The sequence below is a fragment of the Janthinobacterium sp. TND4EL3 genome (assembly GCF_900156175.1).
In the GTDB taxonomy this organism is placed as follows: Bacteria; Pseudomonadota; Gammaproteobacteria; order Burkholderiales; family Burkholderiaceae_D; genus Janthinobacterium.
Window position 1 is genome coordinate 116631 of record NZ_FTMV01000007.1, and the last position, 18426, is coordinate 135056.

The following is an 18426-nucleotide window of genomic DNA, read 5'->3' on the forward strand; positions in this document are numbered from 1 at the left end:
ATTTTAGGAATACCGCCATGCTTCAAGCCACCGAGATCCTGAACGCCAGCATCCTCATCGTCGATGACCAGGAGGCGAACGTCATGCTGCTGGAACAGGTGCTGCGCAATGCCGGCTACACGCACATCACGTCCACCATGGACCCGCAAGCCGTGCACGCGCTGCACCGGCAGCACCGCTACGACCTGATCCTGCTCGACTTGCAGATGCCGGAAATGGATGGCTTCGAAGTCATGGAAGGCTTGCGCGACCTCGAAGCGGGCAGCTACCTGCCCGTGCTGGTGATCACGGCCCAGCCTGGCCACAAGCTGCGTGCCCTGCAGGCGGGCGCCAAGGATTTCGTCAGCAAGCCCTTTGACCTGGTGGAGGTCAAGACGCGCATCCACAACATGCTGGAAGTGCGCTTGCTGTACCAGAAGCTGGCGGAATACAACAAGTCGCTGGAACAGATGGTGGAAGACCGCACGGCGGAGCTGCGCGAAAGCGAAGCGCGCTTCCAGCGCTTCACGGAACTGTCGTCCGACTGGTACTGGGAACAGGATGCGCAGGGCAATTTGACGCGCTTTTCCGGCCCCGTGGCCGAAATGCTGGGCATCGGCAGCGAGGAAGAGCCGCAGCGCTGGAACGCCGCGGAGCGCGCCCTGCTCGACGCCAAGATTGCCGCGCGCGAACCGTTCCTCGATTTCATCTACAGCCGCGCCAACCTCGACGGCAGCACGCAGTATCTGCAGGTCAGCGGCGAACCGATGTTCGACAATGGCAGCCGCTTCATCGGCTACCGCGGCATCGGCCTCGATGTCACGGAGCGCCTGCGCATTGTTTGATTGGTGAGCGCCTGATTTATACTTGCTGCCATCCACATCGACAAGGAAAGCATCATGGCTGACAAATCACCACCGCAATACTGGTTCCCCGCCAAGACCTATGGCTGGGGCTGGGGCTTGCCCATCACCTGGCAGGGCTGGCTCGTGTTCCTGGCCGCGCTGGCCCTGTTCGCCTGCGGCGCCTTCCTGTTCCCGCCGGAAACCATGTTGGTGGGCTACATCGTCTATGAAGCGGCCATCGTCGCCGCGCTGATTTTCATTTGCCAGCGCAAGGGTGAACCGACCAGCTGGCGCTGGGGCAAGAAGAAATAAGCGCGACCGTGTCTGCTGCATTGCAGCAGATGCGCAAACACGACACCGGCAAGAAATCATCTGGCCACGCGGCGCGAACCGCGTATAATTGGCTCGCTGCCGCAAGGCGGCAAACGCTAGGGGTCCTGCCTTTCGCTGTGGAAACACAGTGCAAGCGCGGGTGAGAAATACCCTCCGAACCTGATCTGGATAATGCCAGCGAAGGGAAGCTTTAGGATGAACGCACCCCGCCTTTCCGCGTGCACAATTCCGAACCTCCTTAGCTGGCTCCAGGCTTAAAACAAGTCTAGCCAAGGAGCCAAAATGAACGCCAATCCGAAATTTCTTTCCGCCACCGCTACGGTCGACGAAGCCGCCATCGCGCCGCTGCCCAATTCCCGCAAGATCTACGTCGAAGGCAGCCGCCCCGACATCCGCGTGCCCATGCGCGAGATCAGCCAGTCCGACACGGAAGCGTCGTTCGGCGGCGAAAAGAATCCGCCGATCTACGTCTACGATACTTCCGGCCCGTACACGGACCCGGACGTGCAGATCGACATCCGCTCGGGCCTCGATACGCCGCGCCTGCCGTGGATCATGGAGCGGGCCGACACGGAAGAGCTGCCCGGCCCCACTTCCGACTACGGCATCGCCCGCCTGGCGGACCCGAAACTGGCCGAGCTGCGTTTTAATTTGCACCGCAAGCCGCGCCGCGCCATTGCCGGCAAGAATGTTACACAGATGCATTACGCGCGCCAGGGCATCATCACGCCGGAAATGGAATTCGTGGCCATCCGCGAAAACATGCGCCGCCAGGAGTATTTGCGCGAGCTCAAGGCTTCCGGCCCCATGGGCGAGCGCCTGGCCGAGCTGATGGGCCGCCAGCACCCGGGCCAGTCGTTTGGCGCCAGCATTCCGGCCGAGATCACGCCGGAATTCGTGCGCGAGGAAATCGCCCGCGGCCGCGCCATCATTCCCGCCAACATCAACCACCCGGAAGTCGAGCCGATGATCATCGGCCGCAATTTCCTCGTGAAAATCAACGCGAACATCGGCAATTCGGCCGTTACTTCGTCGATCGGCGAGGAAGTGGAAAAGATGACCTGGGCCATCCGCTGGGGCGGCGATAACGTGATGGACTTGTCCACCGGCAAGCACATCCACGAAACGCGCGAATGGATCGTGCGCAACAGCCCCGTGCCCATCGGCACCGTGCCCATCTACCAGGCGCTGGAAAAGGTCAACGGCAAGGCCGAAGATCTGACGTGGGAAATCTTCCGCGACACCCTCATCGAGCAGGCCGAGCAGGGCGTCGACTATTTCACCATCCACGCGGGCGTGCTGCTGCGCTACGTGCCGATGACGGCCAAGCGCCTGACGGGCATCGTCTCGCGCGGCGGCTCCATCATGGCGAAATGGTGCCTGGCGCACCACCAGGAATCGTTCCTCTACACGCATTTCGAAGAGATCTGCGAAATAATGAAGGCCTACGACGTGTCGTTCTCGCTGGGCGACGGCTTGCGTCCCGGCTCCATCTACGACGCCAACGACGAGGCGCAGCTGGGCGAACTGAAGACCCTGGGCGAGCTGACGCAGGTTGCCTGGAAGCACGATGTACAGGTGATGATCGAGGGTCCGGGCCACGTGCCGATGCAGCTCATTAAAGAAAACATGGACTTGCAGCTGGAACAGTGCGGCGAGGCGCCGTTCTACACCCTGGGACCGTTGACCACCGACATCGCGCCCGGCTACGACCACATCACTTCGGGCATCGGCGCGGCCATGATCGGCTGGTACGGCACGGCCATGCTGTGCTACGTGACGCCGAAGGAGCACCTGGGCTTGCCGAACAAGGCGGACGTCAAGGACGGTATCATCACGTACAAGATCGCGGCGCATGCGGCCGACCTGGCGAAAGGCCATCCGGGCGCGCAGATCCGCGACAACGCCCTGTCGAAAGCCCGCTTCGAATTCCGCTGGGACGACCAGTTCAACATCGGCCTGGACCCGGACAAGGCGCGCGAATTCCACGATGAAACCCTGCCCAAGGATTCGGCCAAGGTGGCGCATTTCTGCTCCATGTGCGGCCCCCACTTCTGTTCCATGAAGATCACGCAGGAAGTGCGCGAATACGCGGCCGGCATGGGCATCGCGGAAGACAAGGCGCTCAAGCAGGGCATGGAAATCAAGGCCATCGAATTCATCAAGAACGGCGCCGAGCTGTACCGCAAGGTCTGAAGGAGAGCGTGATGCCTGCATTGATATCCATCACGCTCAACGGCGCACCGCACCAGGTGCCGCCGGGGCAGACCCTCGATCAATTGATCGCCGCACTGTCGCTGGAAAACCAGGCGCTGGCGCTGGCCGTCAACCGCAATGTCGTGCCGCGCAAGGCGTGGCCGGGACAGGTCTTGCAAACGCAAGACCAGGTGGAAATAGTACGCGCCATCGGCGGTGGCTAAGTTGAGAAAAGACAAGGAACAGAATATGAATACGGAAATAAACAAGGACCTGCTGACCATCGCAGGCAAGCAATATCAATCGCGCCTGCTGGTGGGCAGCGGCAAGTACAAGGATTTGCCGCAGACGCGCGAAGCGACGGATGCGGCCGAGGCGCAGATCATCACGGTGGCCATCCGCAGGGTCAACATAGGCCAGGACCCGAACGCGCCCAGCCTGCTCGACTTCGTGCCGCCCGACCAGTACACGATACTGCCGAACACGGCCGGCTGCTACAACGCGAAAGATGCCGTCTACACCCTGCAGCTGGCGCGCGAACTGCTGGGCGGGCGCAATCTGGTGAAACTGGAAGTGCTGGGCGATGAAAAGACCCTGTTCCCGCACATGCCGGAAACGTTAATTGCCGCCGAGGCGCTGGTCAAGGACGGTTTTGACGTGATGGTCTACTGCAGCGACGACCCCATCCAGGCGAAGATCCTCGAAGACATCGGCTGCGTGGCTGTCATGCCGCTGGCCTCCTTGATCGGCTCGGGCATGGGCATCCTGAATCCGTGGAATTTGTCCTTGATCATCGACCAGGCGAAAGTCCCCGTGCTGGTGGACGCGGGCGTGGGCACGGCGTCGGATGCGGCCATTGCGATGGAACTGGGCTGCGATGGCGTGCTGATGAATACGGCCATTGCCGGCGCGCGCGATCCCGTGCGCATGGCGCGCGCCATGAAGCTGGCCGTGCGGGCCGGGCGCGAAGCGTTTCTGGCCGGGCGCATGCCGCGAAAATTTGCCGCTTCCCCATCGTCGCCGATGGCGGGCCGCCTGGCGTGATGGTGCCAACGTTGCCGACGGTGCTGGTGTTTGCCGGCGTCGACCCGTCGGGCGGTGCCGGCATCGCCGCCGATATGGTCGCCATTGCGGCGCAGGGCGCGCATGCCTTGCCCGTGATCACGGCGTTGACGGTGCAAGACAATGACCGCGTGTTTGCTGTCGAGCCGGTGGCGCCGGAGCTGCTGCGCCGGCAGGCGCAGGCGCTGATCGACAAGATGGCGATTCATGCCGTGAAAATCGGCATTCCCGGCAGCGCCGCGAATGCGGCCGTCATTGCGCAGCTGATCGGGCAATTGCGCCAGACCCGGCCGGACTTGCCCGTCGTGCTCGATCCCGTGCTGGCCAGCGGCCATGGCGACGTGCTCAGCCGTGACGACGCCGTGCTGGCGCTGGCGCCCTTGCTGCCGGTGACGAGCGTGATCGTGCCGAACGGGCCGGAAGCGGCAGCCCTCGGCGGCGCAAGCCGCCTGCTTGCGCAAGGCTGTGGCCACGTGCTGGTGACGGGCGGCCATGGCGAGGGCGAGACGGTCGTCAACCGCTGGTTTGACGCCGTGGGCGGCGAGCGCGAGTGGCGTTGGCCCCGTTTGCCCGGCGCGTTTCACGGCAGCGGCTGTACCCTGGCCTCGGCCATCGCGGCGCGGCTGGCGCAAGGCGTGCCGATGCAAGACGCGCTCGATGGCGCGCAAAGCTATTGCCATGCGGCCTTGTCCCATGCGTATGCCATTGCGCCAGGTCAACTCATGCCGCAACGATTCATTCAATAAGGAAAACATCATGCGTGGACTGTATCTGGTTACCCCGAACTGGGACGACACCGACCGCCTGCTCGACATCACGGAACAGGCCTTGCACGGCGGCGTGGCCCTGCTGCAATACCGTCACAAGAGCGCCGAGGCGCAGCAGCGGCGCGAGCAGGCGGGCGCCCTGCTGGCCCTGGCCCGCAAGTTTGGCGTGCCCTTCATCATCAACGATTTTATCGCGCTGTGCGAAGAGCTCGATGCGGACGGCGTGCACGTGGGCGGCACGGATGCGTCCGTCGCGCAGGTGCGCGCCCGGCTGGGCAAGGACAAGATCGTCGGCGCGTCCTGCTATGGCGACATGGCCCTGGCCAGGACGGCCGAGGCCGGCGGCGCCAGCTACGTGGCTTTCGGCGGCTTTTATCCTTCGCTGGTGAAAAAGTATCCGGTGACCACGCCCCTGGACATCGTGCTGCAGGCGAAACGCGAGATCGCCTTGCCGTGCGTGGTCATCGGCGGCATGACGCCGGAGAACGCCGCGCCGCTCGTGGCGCGCGGCGCCGACATGGTGGCCGCCATCAGCAGCGTCTTTAACAATGCATACGAGGCGGATGATGTGGATATTGCAGTGCAGCAATTCAATCAATTATTTGCTGCATGAGCATGGGGGTGCAAGGCTGATTTGGGGCAATAATCGGCATATAATAAGAACATCATTCATTACCGAGGTTCCCCACCCATGAGTCAGCCAGCCGCCGCGAAACGCCTTATCCTGATCGTTGACGATGACCAGCTCCTGTTGGAATTCCTCGGCGAAGTCCTGCGCCATGCCGGCTACGAGACGGCCCTGGCCAATTCGGCCGAAGTGGCGCTGCAGCTGGTCGCCCAGCGCGAGCCGGACCTGGCCTTGCTCGACATCCACATGCCCGGCATGTCCGGCCTGGAACTGGCCAAGCGCCTGCATGGCGAGACGGGCGTGCCCTTCATGTTCCTGTCCGGCAGCGGCGACAGCGAATCGGGCAAGCAGGCGGCCGCCTATGGCGCCGTCGGCTACGTGGTCAAACCCGTCGATGAAGGCCGTTTGATGCCTGCCTTCGAAGCGGGCCTGGCCCGTGCCGACGAGATCCGCCAGCTGCGCCGTACCGAGCTGAACCTGAACGCGGCCCTGGCCGCCGGACGCGAAACGAGTCTGGCCGTTGGCTTGCTGATGGGCAAGTTCCAGACGGACCGCAACACGGCCTTCGAAGTGCTGCGCGACCACGCCCGCTCCAGCCGCCGCAAGATCAATGAAATCGCCAGCCAGCTGTTGCTGGCCGAGGAAACCCTGAACGGCTTGCACGGCGCCTTCCTGAACCGGGCCAAGAAGAACGTCTGAGGAAATCTGCTGCGCGGTGCGATTTGCGGCCGACGATGCTCACTGTGCATGCGCACAGCTGCGCCTCTCGGCCACAACTCACATCCGCTCGCTACGATTTTTGTCAGACGTCGTGGCGTTCCGAACGGGCGTGCACTCGTCATCGGCGAATTGTCTTGCTATCATGGTTAATGCTGGCGCGCTGTAGCGCACCTTAAAATTTTGACAGGACATACATGAAAACCAAAGCAGCGATTGCCTGGAAGGCGGGCGCCCCGCTGACCATCGAAGAAGTCGACCTGGCCGGCCCGCGCGAGGGCGAGGTCTTGGTCGAGATCAAGGCCACGGGCATTTGCCACACCGATTACTACACCCTGTCCGGCGCCGATCCCGAAGGCATCTTCCCGTCCATCCTGGGCCATGAAGGGGCCGGCATCGTCGTCGACGTGGGGCCGGGCGTGAAAAGCCTGAAAAAGGATGACCACGTCATTCCCCTGTACACGCCGGAATGCCGCCAGTGCAAGTTCTGCCTGTCGCAAAAGACGAATCTGTGCCAGTCGATCCGCTCGACCCAGGGCCGCGGCCTGATGCCGGACGCCACCTCGCGCTTTTCCATCGACGGCAAGCCCATCTTCCACTACATGGGCACCTCGACCTTTTCCAATTACATCGTCGTGCCGGAAATCGCGCTGGCAAAGATCCGCGAAGACGCGCCGTTTGACAAGGTCTGCTACATCGGCTGCGGCGTCACCACCGGCGTGGGCGCCGTGCTGTTCACGGCCAAGGTCGAGGCGGGAGCCAACGTGGTCGTGTTCGGCCTGGGCGGCATCGGCCTGAACGTGATCCAGGCGGCGAAGATGGTCGGCGCCGATAAAATCATCGGCGTCGACATCAACCCGGCGCGCCAGGCCATCGCGCGCAAGTTCGGCATGACGCATTTTGTCAACGCCAGTGAAGTGGAAAACGTGGTCGATACCATCGTGCAGCTGACGGACGGCGGCGCCGACTACAGTTTCGAATGCATCGGCAACACCACCACCATGCGCCAGTCGCTGGAATGCTGCCACAAGGGCTGGGGCCAGTCCATCATCATCGGCGTGGCGGCAGCGGGCCAGGAAATTTCTACCCGTCCATTCCAGCTCGTGACGGGGCGCGTATGGAAAGGTTCCGCCTTCGGCGGCGCGCGCGGCCGCACGGACGTGCCGAAGATCGTCGACTGGTATATGGAAGGCAAGCTCAATATTGACGATTTGATCACGCACCGTCTGAAGCTCGACGACATCAACCAGGGTTTCGACCTGATGAAGAGCGGTGAATCGATCCGCTCCGTCGTGCTGTATTAATGCATTGAGATACGCCGTACCACGGCGTTTTTGCGGAGGCTTCGGCCTCCGTTTTTTTTGCTTGCCGCTTTGCCATCCATCGCGCCTATCTGCCGCCCAGGCGGGTCTTCTTGCCGCCTGTCGCACCGCGCTGGAGGACAGGTTCGGTTGCCGCTACAGTCAACGCTCCCCTACTTTTGCGACGAGGCAGCCATGTCCACTTCCCACCGTTTGATCCTCAGCCTGGCCGGTATCTTGCTTGGCGGCAGCGCGCTGGCCGTGCAGCCGCCGGAGCCGCCCGCGCCGCCGGCCGCACCGGCCGCGCCGAGCAAGCACATCAATATTTCCATGGGCAGCGGCGATGGCTACGCGCTTGTCGACAGCAGCGAGGATAGCGTCACCATGGCCGGCACCGATGTCGACGGCCAGCAGATCAAGCAGCTGCAGCGTTCGCTCAAGGGGCATTTCCTGTGGTTCCGCGACCAGGGCAAGGGCTATGTGACGCAGGATGCCGCGCTGCTGGCCCGCGTGCGCGACGCCTGGAAGCCGTCACAGGATCTGGGCTTGCAGATGAGCGGCCTGGGCAAGCAGATGAGCGAACACGGCAAGGCGATGGGCGAACTGGGCAGCAAGATGGGCGCGCATGGCGCCGCGCAGGCGAACGTCGGCGCGCGCGATGTGGCGCAACTGCAGGCGCTGGGCCGCCAGCAGCAGGAACTGGGCCGCAAGATGGGCGAGGCGGCGCGCCGCCAGGCGCAGGCGACCACGGAGACGGCGCGCCGCGCTGCCGGGCGCGAGGTGGAACGCCTGCAGCAGCAGATGGAAGATGCGCAGGACGCGATGGAAGAGGTCAACGACCGCATTGCCGCCGCGCAAGAGCGCGAGGCAGACAAGGTGGATGTGCTGTCGCGCCAGATGGATCAGCGCAGCAAGCCGATGGAAACCCTGGGCAAGCAAATGGAAGCGCTGGGACGCCAGCAGGAAAAGGCCACCAAGGCGGCCGACAAGGCCACGCGCCAGGTGATTGCCCAGGCCCTCAGCGAGGGCAAGGCTAGACTGGTGCGCTGAGTGTTGTGCCGCATCAGCGCGCCAGCGGCCTGCGCATCAGGCAGCGCAGCGCCGGTTCATGCCCGTCCTGCGCTTCGCGCGCCAGCTTGCGCGCATGTCCCGCGCCCAGCGCCACGGCGTCGATTTCGCTGAAACCGTGGCGCGCATAGTAGGGCCCGTTCCACGGCAGGTGGCGGTAGGTGCTCAGTGTCAGCCAGGCGCACCCCAGGGACTGGGCGTGGGCCGTGGCCGCATCGAGCAGGCGCGTGCCCAGTCCCTGTCGTTGCTGCGGCAGGGCGACGGACAATTCCACGATGAACAACTGCCCGTCCAGCAGCTCGGCGCCCAGGAAACCCACGGGTGCATTCTGTCCATCGGCGGCCACCCACAGGCAGTCGTGCCGCTGCAGTTCCTGTAAGGTGTCCAGTGGCAAGGGCTCCCCTTGCGCCAGCCACGCCAGTTCTTCCCCTGCCTGGGCAAACAGGGCTGCGGCGCTGCGCTCGACCTGGGCCAGCAGGGGCAGGTCGGCGCCGCCGGCCGCGCGTATCACATGGCTCATGGCGCATGCCATACGGCGGCCACGGCCCGGTATTGCGCCGGCAGCTGCGCCCTGGCCTCGTCTTCGCTCGCATATGCCTCGTCCTGCAGCGTTTCCCAGTGTGCATCGCAGCTGAAACGGTACACGCGCGCCTCGCCCGCATACTGGCACAGGGCCAGGCCGTGGATGGCGGCGGGAGCGGCGCCATGCTCGTCGGTGACGTGGCCGAAGGGCAGGTCGGACCAGGCCCAGGCCAGTACGCGGGCGCCGTCGAGGTGGGTGGGTGGTGTCATGGGATACAGGCCGCAGTGTCGGGACGCCGATTGTAGCGCGCACGCGGCGAATCCGGCGCGACCGCTGGACAAATGCACAGTATTTTTAGCCATGCCGGTATAATCACGGGATGCAAAATCTTCTTCACAACCTCAATCCCGAACAATTGGCTGCCGTCACCCTGCCGGCCCAGCATGCGCTGATCCTGGCCGGCGCCGGTTCGGGCAAGACCCGCGTGCTGACCACCCGCATCGCGTGGCTGATCCAGACCCAGCAGGTATCGCCGCCCGGCATCCTGGCCGTGACGTTTACCAATAAAGCCGCCAAGGAAATGCTCACGCGCCTGTCGGCCATGCTGCCGATCAACACGCGCGGCATGTGGATCGGTACCTTCCACGGCCTGTGCAACCGCTTGCTGCGCACGCATTACCGCGACGCGGCCTTGCCGCAGACGTTCCAGATCCTCGATTCGCAGGATCAGTTGTCGGTGATCAAGCGCTTGTTGAAGGCGAACAACATTGATGATGAGAAATTCCCGCCGAAGACGGTGATGTATTTCATCAACAATGCCAAGGACCAGGGCTTGCGCGCCACGGACGTGGAAGCGTATGACGCGCACGAGCGCAAGATGGTCGAGTTGTACCAGTTGTACGACGACCAGTGCCAGCGCGAAGGCGTCGTCGATTTTGCGGAACTGCTGCTGCGCACGTATGAATTGCTTAGCCGCAATCAACCGTTGCGCGAGCATTACCAGGCGCGCTTCCGCCACATCCTCGTGGACGAGTTCCAGGATACGAACAACCTGCAATACAACTGGTTGAAATTGCTGGCCGGCCACGGCAGCCGCGATGGCGGCGCCCTGTTTGCCGTCGGCGACGACGACCAGAGCATCTATGCCTTCCGTGGCGCGAATGTGGGCAACATGAGCGCCTTCGAGCACGAGTTCCAAGTGAAGAACTTGATCAAGCTGGAGCAGAACTACCGCTCGCACGGCCACATCCTCGACAGCGCCAACGTGTTGATCGCGAACAATAGCAAGCGCCTGGGCAAGAATTTGCGCACGGACGCGGGCCATGGCGAGCAGGTGCGCGTGTATGAAGCCAGTTCCGACCTGCAGGAAGCGCAGTGGATCATCGAAGAAGCGAAAAGCCTGATCGCCGACGGCGCCTCGCGCAGCGAAATCGCGATTCTGTACCGATCGAACGCGCAGTCGCGCGTGATCGAACATGCGCTGTTCTCGGCCGCGATTCCGTACCACGTGTATGGCGGCCAGCGCTACTTCCAGCGCGCCGAGGTCAAGCACGCAATTGCTTATTTGCAATTGATGGACAATCCGCACAATGACTCCGCTTTCTTGCGCGTGGTCAACTTCCCCACGCGCGGCATCGGCATGCGCTCGATCGAGCAATTGCAGGCTGCGTCGGAGCAGTACGGCATTTCGCTGTACGCGGCCGTGCCGTATGTGGCGGGCAAGGCGGGCAGCGTGCTGGCCGGCTTCGTGAAACTGGTCGAAGGCGTGCGCTTCGAAACGCAGCAATTGTCCCTGCCGGAAATGGTCAGAGTCGTGCTGGAAGCGAGTACCTTGCTCCAGCATTATCAGAATGAAAAGGAAGGCGCCGACCGCATCGAAAACCTGGAGCAGATGGTCAGCGCGGCCAGCCAGTTCGTGTCCGAAGAAGGTTTCGGCCAGGCGGCGCCGGCCCACCTGGGTCCCGCCGCCCAGGCGCAGTCGGGCGCGCCCGTCGTCAACCAGGACGGCATCGAGATACTCGACGCGGACGCGCCGCTGCCGGCCGTGATGTCGCCGCTCTCCGCCTTCCTCTCGCACGCGTCGCTGGAAGCGGGGGACAACCAGGCGCAGGCGGGCCAGGATGCGCTGCAGATGATGACGGTGCACTCGGCCAAGGGCTTGGAATTCGACAATGTGTTCATTACGGGCCTGGAAGAGGGCCTGTTCCCGCACGAAAGCAGCTCGAAGGAAGACAATGGCGTGGAAGAGGAACGCCGGCTGATGTACGTGGCCATCACGCGCGCGCGCAAGCGGCTCTACATGAGCTTTTCGCAGACGCGCATGCTGCACGGCCAGACGCGCTACAACATGAAGTCGCGCTTCTTCGACGAATTGCCGGAAGAATCGCTGAAATGGCTGTCGCCGAAGGTGCAGGCGAACTGGTTCGGCAACCGCAAGTCGGCCTGGGACGAGGCGCCCAAGGTGGCCAGCCTCGGCTCGGACAATGCGATTGCACAAAAGATCGCGCAAAAAGCCACGGGCGGCGGCTGGCGCATCGGTGAATCCGTGGCGCACGCCAAGTTCGGCGAAGGCGTGATCGTCAATATCGAAGGCGGCGGCGGCAATGCGCGCGCGCAGATCAACTTCGGCCAGCATGGCATGAAGGTGCTGGACCTGGGCATCGCCAAATTGGAACGCCTGGGCCGCTAGTTTCCTGAACAGCAATAAAAAGGGCAGCCTGCGCAGGCTGCCCTTTTTTTATGCGGAGCCGAAATCAGTCGTTCGGCTTGTCCAGCGACACCGTCTTGCCCTCATCGACGGGCAGGCCGAAGATCTGGCGGTAGGCGGCGTAGAACGAGCAATGCATGATGATGGTCAATATCATCGACAGCGGCATCATCATCTGCATCATCAGCGGGGTGCGGCCGAAGAGCATGGCCAGCAGCTGGCTGGTGACGACGCTGATGGCAAACCACGTGCTGGCGAAGACGATGAAGGCCGACAGCGAGCGCCAGACGGCGAAAAAGCTGAAGAACAGCGCCTTGCCCAGGCTGACCTGTTTCCAGTAGATCAGCGGCGCGGCAAAGCAGAAGGCCATGGCGGCCGGCACGTACATGGCGATGGCCAGCAGGATGCCCAGGCCCAGGCGCGATTCGGGGATGGCGGCGCGCGCCGCTTCTTCCGTCAATTGCCCGGTGACCAGTTGCCACAGCAAGCCGTCGTCGACGAGGGTCGAGGCGCCGATGGCCACGATGGCCATCAGGATGTACAGCACGCCCAGGCCCAGCAGGACGGGGAAGGCCGGCTTGCGGAAGCCCGACATCAACAGGCTGGGCAGGACGCGCTTGCCCTGGTCGATGTGCAGGCAGCCTTGCACGAAAGCGACGGAAAATACGGGAACGAGTATGACGGGCAGCAACTGGCCGAGTAGGGGGATGATGCTGATGGCCAGCATGCAGAACATATAGCCGAGAAACAGCATCGACAGGCCGCCGGGCTGCTTGCGAAACAGGGCGAAACCCTGTTTCACCCATTGCCAGCCTGTACTTGCAGGTAATTTTTCCATGTTTAAAACAGTTCCGGGGCAGGTGTGGCGATGCGTTCGCGCAGAATGCGTTCGAAGTGCGTGGGGTCGTGCGGGGTCAGCATTTCGGCCTCGCGCGGCTGGTAGTAATCGTACAGGCGCGACAGCCAGAAGCGCAGGGCGGCGGCGCGCAGCATCGGCTGCCATGCCGTCTGTTCTTCCTGCGTAAACGGACGCACGGCCCGGTAGGCGTCGAGCAGGGCGCGCACGCGCACGGTATCGAGCACGCCCGTGTCCAGGTCCACGCACCAGTCGTTGACGGTGACGGCCACGTCGTACAGCCAGGTGTCGCAGCCGGCAAAGTAAAAGTCGAAAAAGCCCGTCAGTTGCTCGCCGTCAAACATGACATTGTTGCGGAACAAGTCGGCATGCACGGGGCCGCGCGGGATGGCCTTATACGTATCGCAGGCGGCAAACGCGTCCTGGAAATGGATTTCCGCGCGCAGCAGGTGGGCTTTGGCGTCGTCGAGGTGGTGCAAGACCAGCGGCGTGGTGGCGTTCCACCATTCCAGGCCCCGTAAATTCGGCTGCTGCAGGGGGAAATCCCGGGCCGCCAGGTGCATCTTCGCCAGCATGGCGCCGACAGCGGCGCAATGCACGGCTTGCGGCGCCATCTGCGAACTGCCGTCGAGCTTGCTGACGATGGCGGCCGGCTTGCCTTGCAGGGCCGTCACCAGTTCGCCATCCGCATTGGCGATCGGCGCGGGCACCAGCACGCCCCGGTCCGCCAGGTGGCGCATCAGCTGCAGATAAAACGGCAATTGTTCAAAGCTGAGGTTTTCAAAGATCGTCAGCACATACTCGCCGCGCTCCGTGCTCAGGAAAAAATTGCTGTTCTCGATGCCGGAAGCGATGCCTTTGAGGGCCAATGGCTTGCCAAGTGGAAATTGCGTGATCCACTGGCCGATATCGTCCAGGTGTAGCGCGGTAAAAACTGCCATGGGAAAGAGGGGAATGGTCTAAAAGGTCAAAAAAAGCCGGCTGCCCCGCAGGTGGCCGGGGCAGGGCGTCAGATCGTGGCAGCTTACTTCGCGGGGGCGGGCGGCGCAGGCGCGTCCGCGGCCTCTTCCTCGCGTTGCTTCTGTTTCTTCTTGCCCAGGTCAAATTCCAGCACTTTCCACTGCGGGCCGCGCAGGGCGTTGCCGTTGGCCTGGTCGGCGCCGGCGGCCGGCTTCATGTAATAAGTGCTGCCGCCGCTGGTGACTTTCACCTCGCTGGTGACGCCCGCTTCGCGTTTTTCCGTAATCTGTTGTTTTGGTGCGGCCGGCGCCACGGTGATGGGCGCTTCGCCCATTTCCTCGATACGTTCGAGCTGTGGCGGCGCTTCGCTCGGTTTGGCCGGCGTCTGGGCGCTGGCGATGGCTGAACATGCCAGCAGGGGCAGGGCGAGGAATGGCCAGAGTGTCGATGTACGCATCATGATGGGTTCGCTTCCAAGTGAGGGACTGCAGCGCGTGCAGTGCTGTAAAGCCGTCAATTTATCTATAAGGCATTGTAACAAACTGGTAGGCAATGCTGCTTAATACGGCTGATTAAATGCGCGCAAATGGCTGGCAGCGGCCGCCTGCGCGCCAGTTCGGGGCCGCCAGGCTGGCAAAAACGCCAGCAACGGCGCGCGTGGCGGCAGGTGGCGCGGCCCTAAACTCTGCGATAATTGGGCGATATTCCACCCGCCCGCCGCTGTTTCTTCCCGGCTGGCGCGGCTCACCTTATTTTATTGGCATTATGCAAAACACCCTGCTGTTAGTCGACGGTTCCAGTTACCTCTATCGTGCCTTCCATGCGCTGCCCGACCTGCGCAGCCCGGACGGCTATCCCACGGGCGCCATGCACGGCATGGTCAACATGCTGCGCCGCCTGCGCGCCGACTACCCGGCCGCGTATATCGCCTGCGTGTTCGATGCCAAAGGTAAAACTTTCCGTGATGACATGTATCCCGAGTACAAGGCCACGCGCGCCTCGATGCCGGACGACCTGCGCCTGCAGATCGAACCGATCCACGAAGCCGTGCGCGCCATGGGCTGGCCGATTCTGATGGTCGACGGCGTGGAAGCGGACGACGTGATCGGCACCCTGGCCGTGCAGGCGGCCGCCGCCGGCATGAACGTGGTGGTGTCGACGGGCGACAAGGACCTGGCGCAGCTGGTCAACAGCCAGGTGACCCTGATCAATACCATGAGCAATGAAAAGCTCGATGAAGCGGCCGTACTGGCCAAGTTCGGCGTGCCGCCGAACCGCATCATCGATTATCTGTCGCTGATCGGCGATACGGTCGACAACGTGCCGGGCGTATCGAAATGCGGCCCGAAGACGGCCGTCAAATGGCTGACGCAATACGACAGCCTGGAAGGCATCATGGAAAACGCGGCCAATGTGGGCGGCGCCGTCGGTGAACACCTGCGCACGGCCCTGCCTTGGCTGCCGCAGGCGCGCGCCTTGATCACCGTCAAGACCGATTGCGATCTGTCCGGCCACATGACGACCATCGCCGACTCGCTGGTGGCGAAACACGAAGACAAGGAAGCCCTGCTGGCCTTCTTCCAGCGCTACGGCTTCAAGGCCCTGCTGCGCGAACTGGGCGCCACGCCGCCGCCCATGTCGCCCGTCGGCGCACCGCCTGCCGCCGGCGCGGCCGCCGTCAACACGACGGGCGACATGTTCGCCGATGCCGCGCCAGGCGTCGAGGCCGAGTATGAAACCGTGCTGACGGACGAACAGCTGGACAAATGGATCGCCCTGATCGACGCGGCTGCCCTGACGGCCGTCGACACGGAAACCACCTCGCTCGAACCGATGACGGCGCAAATGGTCGGCATTTCCCTCTCGGTGGCCGAGCACGCCGCCTGTTACATCCCGCTGGCCCACGATTACGCGGGCGCGCCGGAACAGTTGTCGCGCGAACACGTGCTGGCGAAACTGCGTCCGTGGTTGGAAGATGAAAACAAGCCCAAGCTGGGCCAGAACCTGAAATATGACAGCCATATCTTCGCCAACCATGGCGTGACCCTGCGCGGCATCGCCCACGACACCCTGCTCGAATCGTATGTGTTCGAATCGCACAAGAAACACGACATGGACAGCCTGGCCCTGCGCCACCTGAACTACACGACCATCCCGTTCGAGGACGTGTGCGGCAAGGGCGCCAAGCAGATCACCTTCAACCAGGTCGAGGTGGAGCAGGCGGCGAAGTACGCGGCCGAGGATGCGGACGTGACCTTGCGTTTGCACAATGCCATGTGGGGCAATGTGGCGAACGATGAAAAGCTCACGTTCATCTATGAAAAGATCGAAATGCCGACGGCCGTGGTCTTGCAAAAGATCGAGCGCAACGGCGTGCTGATCGATGACGAATTGCTCAACATCCAGTCGGCCGAGCTGGCCGTGAAGATCCTGGAACTGGAAAAGAAGGCGTATGAGCTGGCCGAGCAGCCGTTCAACCTGGGTTCGCCCAAGCAGATCGGCGAAATCTTTTTCGAGAAATTGAAGCTGCCGGTGGTCAAGAAAACCCCGACGGGCGCACCGTCGACGGATGAGGAAGTGCTGCAAAAGCTGGCCGAGGATTATCCGCTGCCGAAAGTGCTGCTGGAATACCGCGGCATGGCCAAGCTGAAATCGACCTACACGGACAAATTGCCGAAGATGATCAACGTCACCACGGGCCGCGTGCATACGAACTATGCGCAAGCCGTGGCCGTGACGGGACGGCTGGCGTCGAACGACCCGAACCTCCAGAATATTCCCATCCGCAGCGCGGAAGGCCGCCGCATCCGCGAAGCGTTCATTGCGCCGCCGGGCAGCCACATCGTGTCGGCCGACTATTCGCAGATCGAATTGCGCATCATGGCGCATATCTCGGGCGACGAAGCCATGCTGCGCGCGTTTGCCGACGGCATCGACATCCACCGCGCCACGGCCGCCGAGATCTTTGGCGTGCCGGCCGCGGAAGTGCAGAGCGAACAGCGCCGCTACGCCAAGGTGATCAACTTCGGTTTGATCTACGGCATGAGCGCCTTCGGCCTGGCCGGTAACCTGGGCGTGGACCGCGCGGCCGCGCAAAGCTATATCGACCGCTATTTCGCCCGTTTCTCGGGCGTAAAACAGTACATGGAAGACACGCGCCAGCAAGCGAAGGCGCGCGGCTACGTGGAAACCGTGTTCGGCCGCCGCTTGTGGTTGCCGGAAATCAATTCGCCGAACGGCCCGCGCCGCCAGGGCGCGGAACGGGCGGCCATCAACGCGCCGATGCAGGGCACGGCCGCCGACCTGATCAAGCTGGCCATGATCGCCGTGCAAGGATGGCTGGAAACGGACGGCTTGCAAACGAAGATGATCATGCAGGTGCACGATGAACTGGTGCTGGAAGTGCCGGAGGCCGAGCTGGAACTGGTCAAGCGCAAGCTGCCGGAACTGATGGCAGGCGTGGCCGCGCTGAAAGTGCCGTTGACGGCCGAGGTGGGCGTCGGCAAGAACTGGGACGAAGCGCACTAATTTATAAACCAACATTTTCAGGAGAAGCGCATGAGCGACATGATCACCGATTGTGAAAGTTTGCTGGGCCAGAGCAGCGTGACCGGGCCGGATGGCCGGCGCGGTTTCCTGAAGGTGGCGCTGGGAGCGGGCTTTGCCGTGGCCGTGCTGCCCGTGGCGGCGCAAAACGTCATCAAGACGGATTCCGCCGGCCTCGTCACGGGCACCATGTCCGTGATGGTCGATGGCCAGGCCGTGCCCGTCTATGCGGCCCAGCCGGAGGGCAAGACGGGTTTGCCCGTGGTATTGGTCATTTCGGAAATCTTTGGCGTGCATGAACATATCGCCGATATGGCGCGCCGTTTCGCCAAGCAGGGCTATCTGGCGCTGGCGCCCGATCTGTTCGTGCGCCAGGGCGATCCGACCAAGGTGGCCAGCATCCCGGAATTAATGAAAGGCATCATCGCCAAGACGCCGGACGCGCAGGTGATGGCGGACCTCGACGCGGTTGTTGCGTGGGCGAAGCAGAACGGGGGCGATACAGGCCGCCTGGGCATCACGGGCTTTTGCTGGGGCGGGCGCATTACCTGGCTGTACGCGGCGCACAATCCGGCCGTCAAGGCGGGCGTGGCCTGGTATGGCCGCCTCGTGGGCGAAGCGACTGCCTTGCAGCCGAGCAACCCTATCGACATCGCCGCCACCTTGAAAGTGCCCGTGCTGGGCTTGTATGGCGGCAAGGATACGGGCATCAGCCAGGAATCGATCGGCAAGATGAAAGATGCGCTGGCCAAGGGCGGCAACAAGTCGGAATTCGTCGTCTATCCCGATGCGGGCCACGCCTTCAACGCCGATTATCGCCCCAGCTATGTGGCGGCCGATGCGAAAGACGGCTATGCGCGTTGTTTAGCCTGGTTCAAGAGCCACGGCGTGGCGTGAGCCGCAACAGAAAATAGCTGTATTTTCCAGAAGTTGCCGCG

The 18426-nt window shown here is 63.0% G+C and carries 18 protein-coding genes and 1 riboswitch; of the genes, 13 read left to right on the forward strand and 5 right to left on the reverse strand.

Going from position 1 to position 18426, the window contains the following annotated elements:
* Positions 1-17: 17 nt before the first annotated feature.
* The 10 genes from BXA07_RS12945 (at position 18) to BXA07_RS12990 (ending at position 8878) form a co-directional block, all read left to right on the forward strand.
* Positions 18-824, forward strand: a complete 807-nt coding sequence (locus BXA07_RS12945) for a response regulator (RefSeq protein ID WP_076568320.1) — start codon at positions 18-20, stop codon at positions 822-824.
* Positions 825-878: 54 nt separating this feature from the next.
* The gene (locus BXA07_RS12950) at positions 879-1136 is read left to right on the forward strand and encodes a hypothetical protein (RefSeq protein ID WP_076568321.1); all 258 of its coding nucleotides are present in this window, start codon (positions 879-881) and stop codon (positions 1134-1136) included.
* Positions 1137-1244: 108 nt separating this feature from the next.
* Positions 1245-1360: riboswitch (TPP riboswitch) on the forward strand.
* A 79-nt stretch (positions 1361-1439) separates the two neighbouring features.
* Entirely contained in the window at positions 1440-3353 is a 1914-nt protein-coding gene (thiC, locus tag BXA07_RS12955) for a phosphomethylpyrimidine synthase ThiC (RefSeq protein ID WP_076568322.1), read from the forward strand.
* 11 nt (positions 3354-3364) lie between these two features.
* Complete coding sequence (thiS, locus tag BXA07_RS12960; protein ID WP_170846499.1) at positions 3365-3577, forward strand: sulfur carrier protein ThiS; 213 nt, start codon at positions 3365-3367, stop codon at positions 3575-3577.
* 25 nt (positions 3578-3602) lie between these two features.
* Positions 3603-4397, forward strand: coding sequence for a thiazole synthase (locus BXA07_RS12965; protein ID WP_076568459.1), 795 nt, complete (start codon positions 3603-3605; stop codon positions 4395-4397).
* Positions 4397-5161 carry a bifunctional hydroxymethylpyrimidine kinase/phosphomethylpyrimidine kinase gene (locus BXA07_RS12970; protein WP_076568323.1) on the forward strand — a complete coding sequence of 255 codons (765 nt, stop codon included), beginning with the start codon at positions 4397-4399 and terminating at the stop codon, positions 5159-5161. The genes BXA07_RS12965 and BXA07_RS12970 overlap by 1 nt, the downstream gene beginning before the upstream one ends.
* 10 nt (positions 5162-5171) lie before the next feature.
* Complete coding sequence (gene thiE / locus BXA07_RS12975) at positions 5172-5795, forward strand: thiamine phosphate synthase (RefSeq protein WP_076568324.1); 624 nt, start codon at positions 5172-5174, stop codon at positions 5793-5795.
* 78 nt (positions 5796-5873) lie between these two features.
* Entirely contained in the window at positions 5874-6509 is a 636-nt protein-coding gene (locus BXA07_RS12980; RefSeq protein ID WP_076568325.1) for an ANTAR domain-containing response regulator, read from the forward strand.
* 215 nt (positions 6510-6724) lie between these two features.
* A complete protein-coding gene (locus BXA07_RS12985; RefSeq protein ID WP_076568326.1) occupies positions 6725-7831 on the forward strand; it encodes an S-(hydroxymethyl)glutathione dehydrogenase/class III alcohol dehydrogenase in 1107 nt (368 codons plus the stop codon).
* 192 nt (positions 7832-8023) lie between these two features.
* On the forward strand, positions 8024-8878 hold the full coding sequence (locus tag BXA07_RS12990) for a hypothetical protein (RefSeq protein ID WP_139335553.1): 855 nt from the start codon (positions 8024-8026) through the stop codon (positions 8876-8878).
* A 13-nt stretch (positions 8879-8891) separates the two neighbouring features.
* On the opposite strand, the gene BXA07_RS12995 is transcribed toward BXA07_RS12990, so the two are convergent.
* Positions 8892-9416 (reverse strand): GNAT family N-acetyltransferase, encoded by a 525-nt coding sequence (locus BXA07_RS12995; RefSeq protein ID WP_076568328.1) that lies wholly within the window; start codon positions 9414-9416, stop codon positions 8892-8894.
* Complete coding sequence (locus BXA07_RS13000) at positions 9413-9688, reverse strand: hypothetical protein (protein ID WP_076568329.1); 276 nt, start codon at positions 9686-9688, stop codon at positions 9413-9415. The genes BXA07_RS12995 and BXA07_RS13000 overlap by 4 nt, the downstream gene beginning before the upstream one ends.
* 110 nt (positions 9689-9798) lie before the next feature.
* Here BXA07_RS13000 and BXA07_RS13005 point away from each other — a divergent pair, with 110 nt between their 5' ends.
* Positions 9799-12108, forward strand: coding sequence for a UvrD-helicase domain-containing protein (locus BXA07_RS13005; protein ID WP_076568330.1), 2310 nt, complete (start codon positions 9799-9801; stop codon positions 12106-12108).
* Positions 12109-12172: 64 nt separating this feature from the next.
* Here the strand turns inward: BXA07_RS13005 and BXA07_RS13010 are convergent, their stop codons facing one another.
* The 3 genes from BXA07_RS13010 to BXA07_RS13020 form a co-directional block, all read right to left on the reverse strand.
* The gene (locus BXA07_RS13010) at positions 12173-12964 is read right to left on the reverse strand and encodes a BPSS1780 family membrane protein (RefSeq protein ID WP_076568331.1); all 792 of its coding nucleotides are present in this window, start codon (positions 12962-12964) and stop codon (positions 12173-12175) included.
* 2 nt (positions 12965-12966) lie between these two features.
* A complete protein-coding gene (locus BXA07_RS13015; protein WP_076568332.1) occupies positions 12967-13923 on the reverse strand; it encodes a homoserine kinase in 957 nt (318 codons plus the stop codon).
* An 83-nt stretch (positions 13924-14006) separates the two neighbouring features.
* The gene (locus BXA07_RS13020; protein ID WP_076568333.1) at positions 14007-14402 is read right to left on the reverse strand and encodes a hypothetical protein; all 396 of its coding nucleotides are present in this window, start codon (positions 14400-14402) and stop codon (positions 14007-14009) included.
* A 305-nt stretch (positions 14403-14707) separates the two neighbouring features.
* Between BXA07_RS13020 and polA the strand changes: the two genes are divergently transcribed.
* The gene (gene polA, locus BXA07_RS13025; protein ID WP_076568334.1) at positions 14708-17470 is read left to right on the forward strand and encodes a DNA polymerase I; all 2763 of its coding nucleotides are present in this window, start codon (positions 14708-14710) and stop codon (positions 17468-17470) included.
* A gap of 30 nt (positions 17471-17500) precedes the next feature.
* Positions 17501-18385, forward strand: a complete 885-nt coding sequence (locus BXA07_RS13030; protein ID WP_076568335.1) for a dienelactone hydrolase family protein — start codon at positions 17501-17503, stop codon at positions 18383-18385.
* Positions 18386-18426 lie beyond the last annotated feature (41 nt).

Excerpts from the sequence above, each read along its gene's own strand:
- BXA07_RS12945 (WP_076568320.1), top strand. The coding sequence starts at position 18 with ATGCTTCAAGCCACCGAGATCCTGAACGCCAGCATCCTCATCGTCGAT.
- BXA07_RS12950 (WP_076568321.1), top strand. The coding sequence starts at position 879 with ATGGCTGACAAATCACCACCGCAATACTGGTTCCCCGCCAAGACCTAT.
- thiC (WP_076568322.1), top strand. The coding sequence starts at position 1,440 with ATGAACGCCAATCCGAAATTTCTTTCCGCCACCGCTACGGTCGACGAA.
- thiS (WP_170846499.1), top strand. The coding sequence starts at position 3,365 with ATGCCTGCATTGATATCCATCACGCTCAACGGCGCACCGCACCAGGTG.
- BXA07_RS12965 (WP_076568459.1), top strand. The coding sequence starts at position 3,603 with ATGAATACGGAAATAAACAAGGACCTGCTGACCATCGCAGGCAAGCAA.
- BXA07_RS12970 (WP_076568323.1), top strand. The coding sequence starts at position 4,397 with ATGGTGCCAACGTTGCCGACGGTGCTGGTGTTTGCCGGCGTCGACCCG.
- thiE (WP_076568324.1), top strand. The coding sequence starts at position 5,172 with ATGCGTGGACTGTATCTGGTTACCCCGAACTGGGACGACACCGACCGC.
- BXA07_RS12980 (WP_076568325.1), top strand. The coding sequence starts at position 5,874 with ATGAGTCAGCCAGCCGCCGCGAAACGCCTTATCCTGATCGTTGACGAT.
- BXA07_RS12985 (WP_076568326.1), top strand. The coding sequence starts at position 6,725 with ATGAAAACCAAAGCAGCGATTGCCTGGAAGGCGGGCGCCCCGCTGACC.
- BXA07_RS12990 (WP_139335553.1), top strand. The coding sequence starts at position 8,024 with ATGTCCACTTCCCACCGTTTGATCCTCAGCCTGGCCGGTATCTTGCTT.
- BXA07_RS12995 (WP_076568328.1), bottom strand. The coding sequence starts at position 9,416 with ATGAGCCATGTGATACGCGCGGCCGGCGGCGCCGACCTGCCCCTGCTG.
- BXA07_RS13000 (WP_076568329.1), bottom strand. The coding sequence starts at position 9,688 with ATGACACCACCCACCCACCTCGACGGCGCCCGCGTACTGGCCTGGGCC.
- BXA07_RS13005 (WP_076568330.1), top strand. The coding sequence starts at position 9,799 with ATGCAAAATCTTCTTCACAACCTCAATCCCGAACAATTGGCTGCCGTC.
- BXA07_RS13010 (WP_076568331.1), bottom strand. The coding sequence starts at position 12,964 with ATGGAAAAATTACCTGCAAGTACAGGCTGGCAATGGGTGAAACAGGGT.
- BXA07_RS13015 (WP_076568332.1), bottom strand. The coding sequence starts at position 13,923 with ATGGCAGTTTTTACCGCGCTACACCTGGACGATATCGGCCAGTGGATC.
- BXA07_RS13020 (WP_076568333.1), bottom strand. The coding sequence starts at position 14,402 with ATGATGCGTACATCGACACTCTGGCCATTCCTCGCCCTGCCCCTGCTG.
- polA (WP_076568334.1), top strand. The coding sequence starts at position 14,708 with ATGCAAAACACCCTGCTGTTAGTCGACGGTTCCAGTTACCTCTATCGT.
- BXA07_RS13030 (WP_076568335.1), top strand. The coding sequence starts at position 17,501 with ATGAGCGACATGATCACCGATTGTGAAAGTTTGCTGGGCCAGAGCAGC.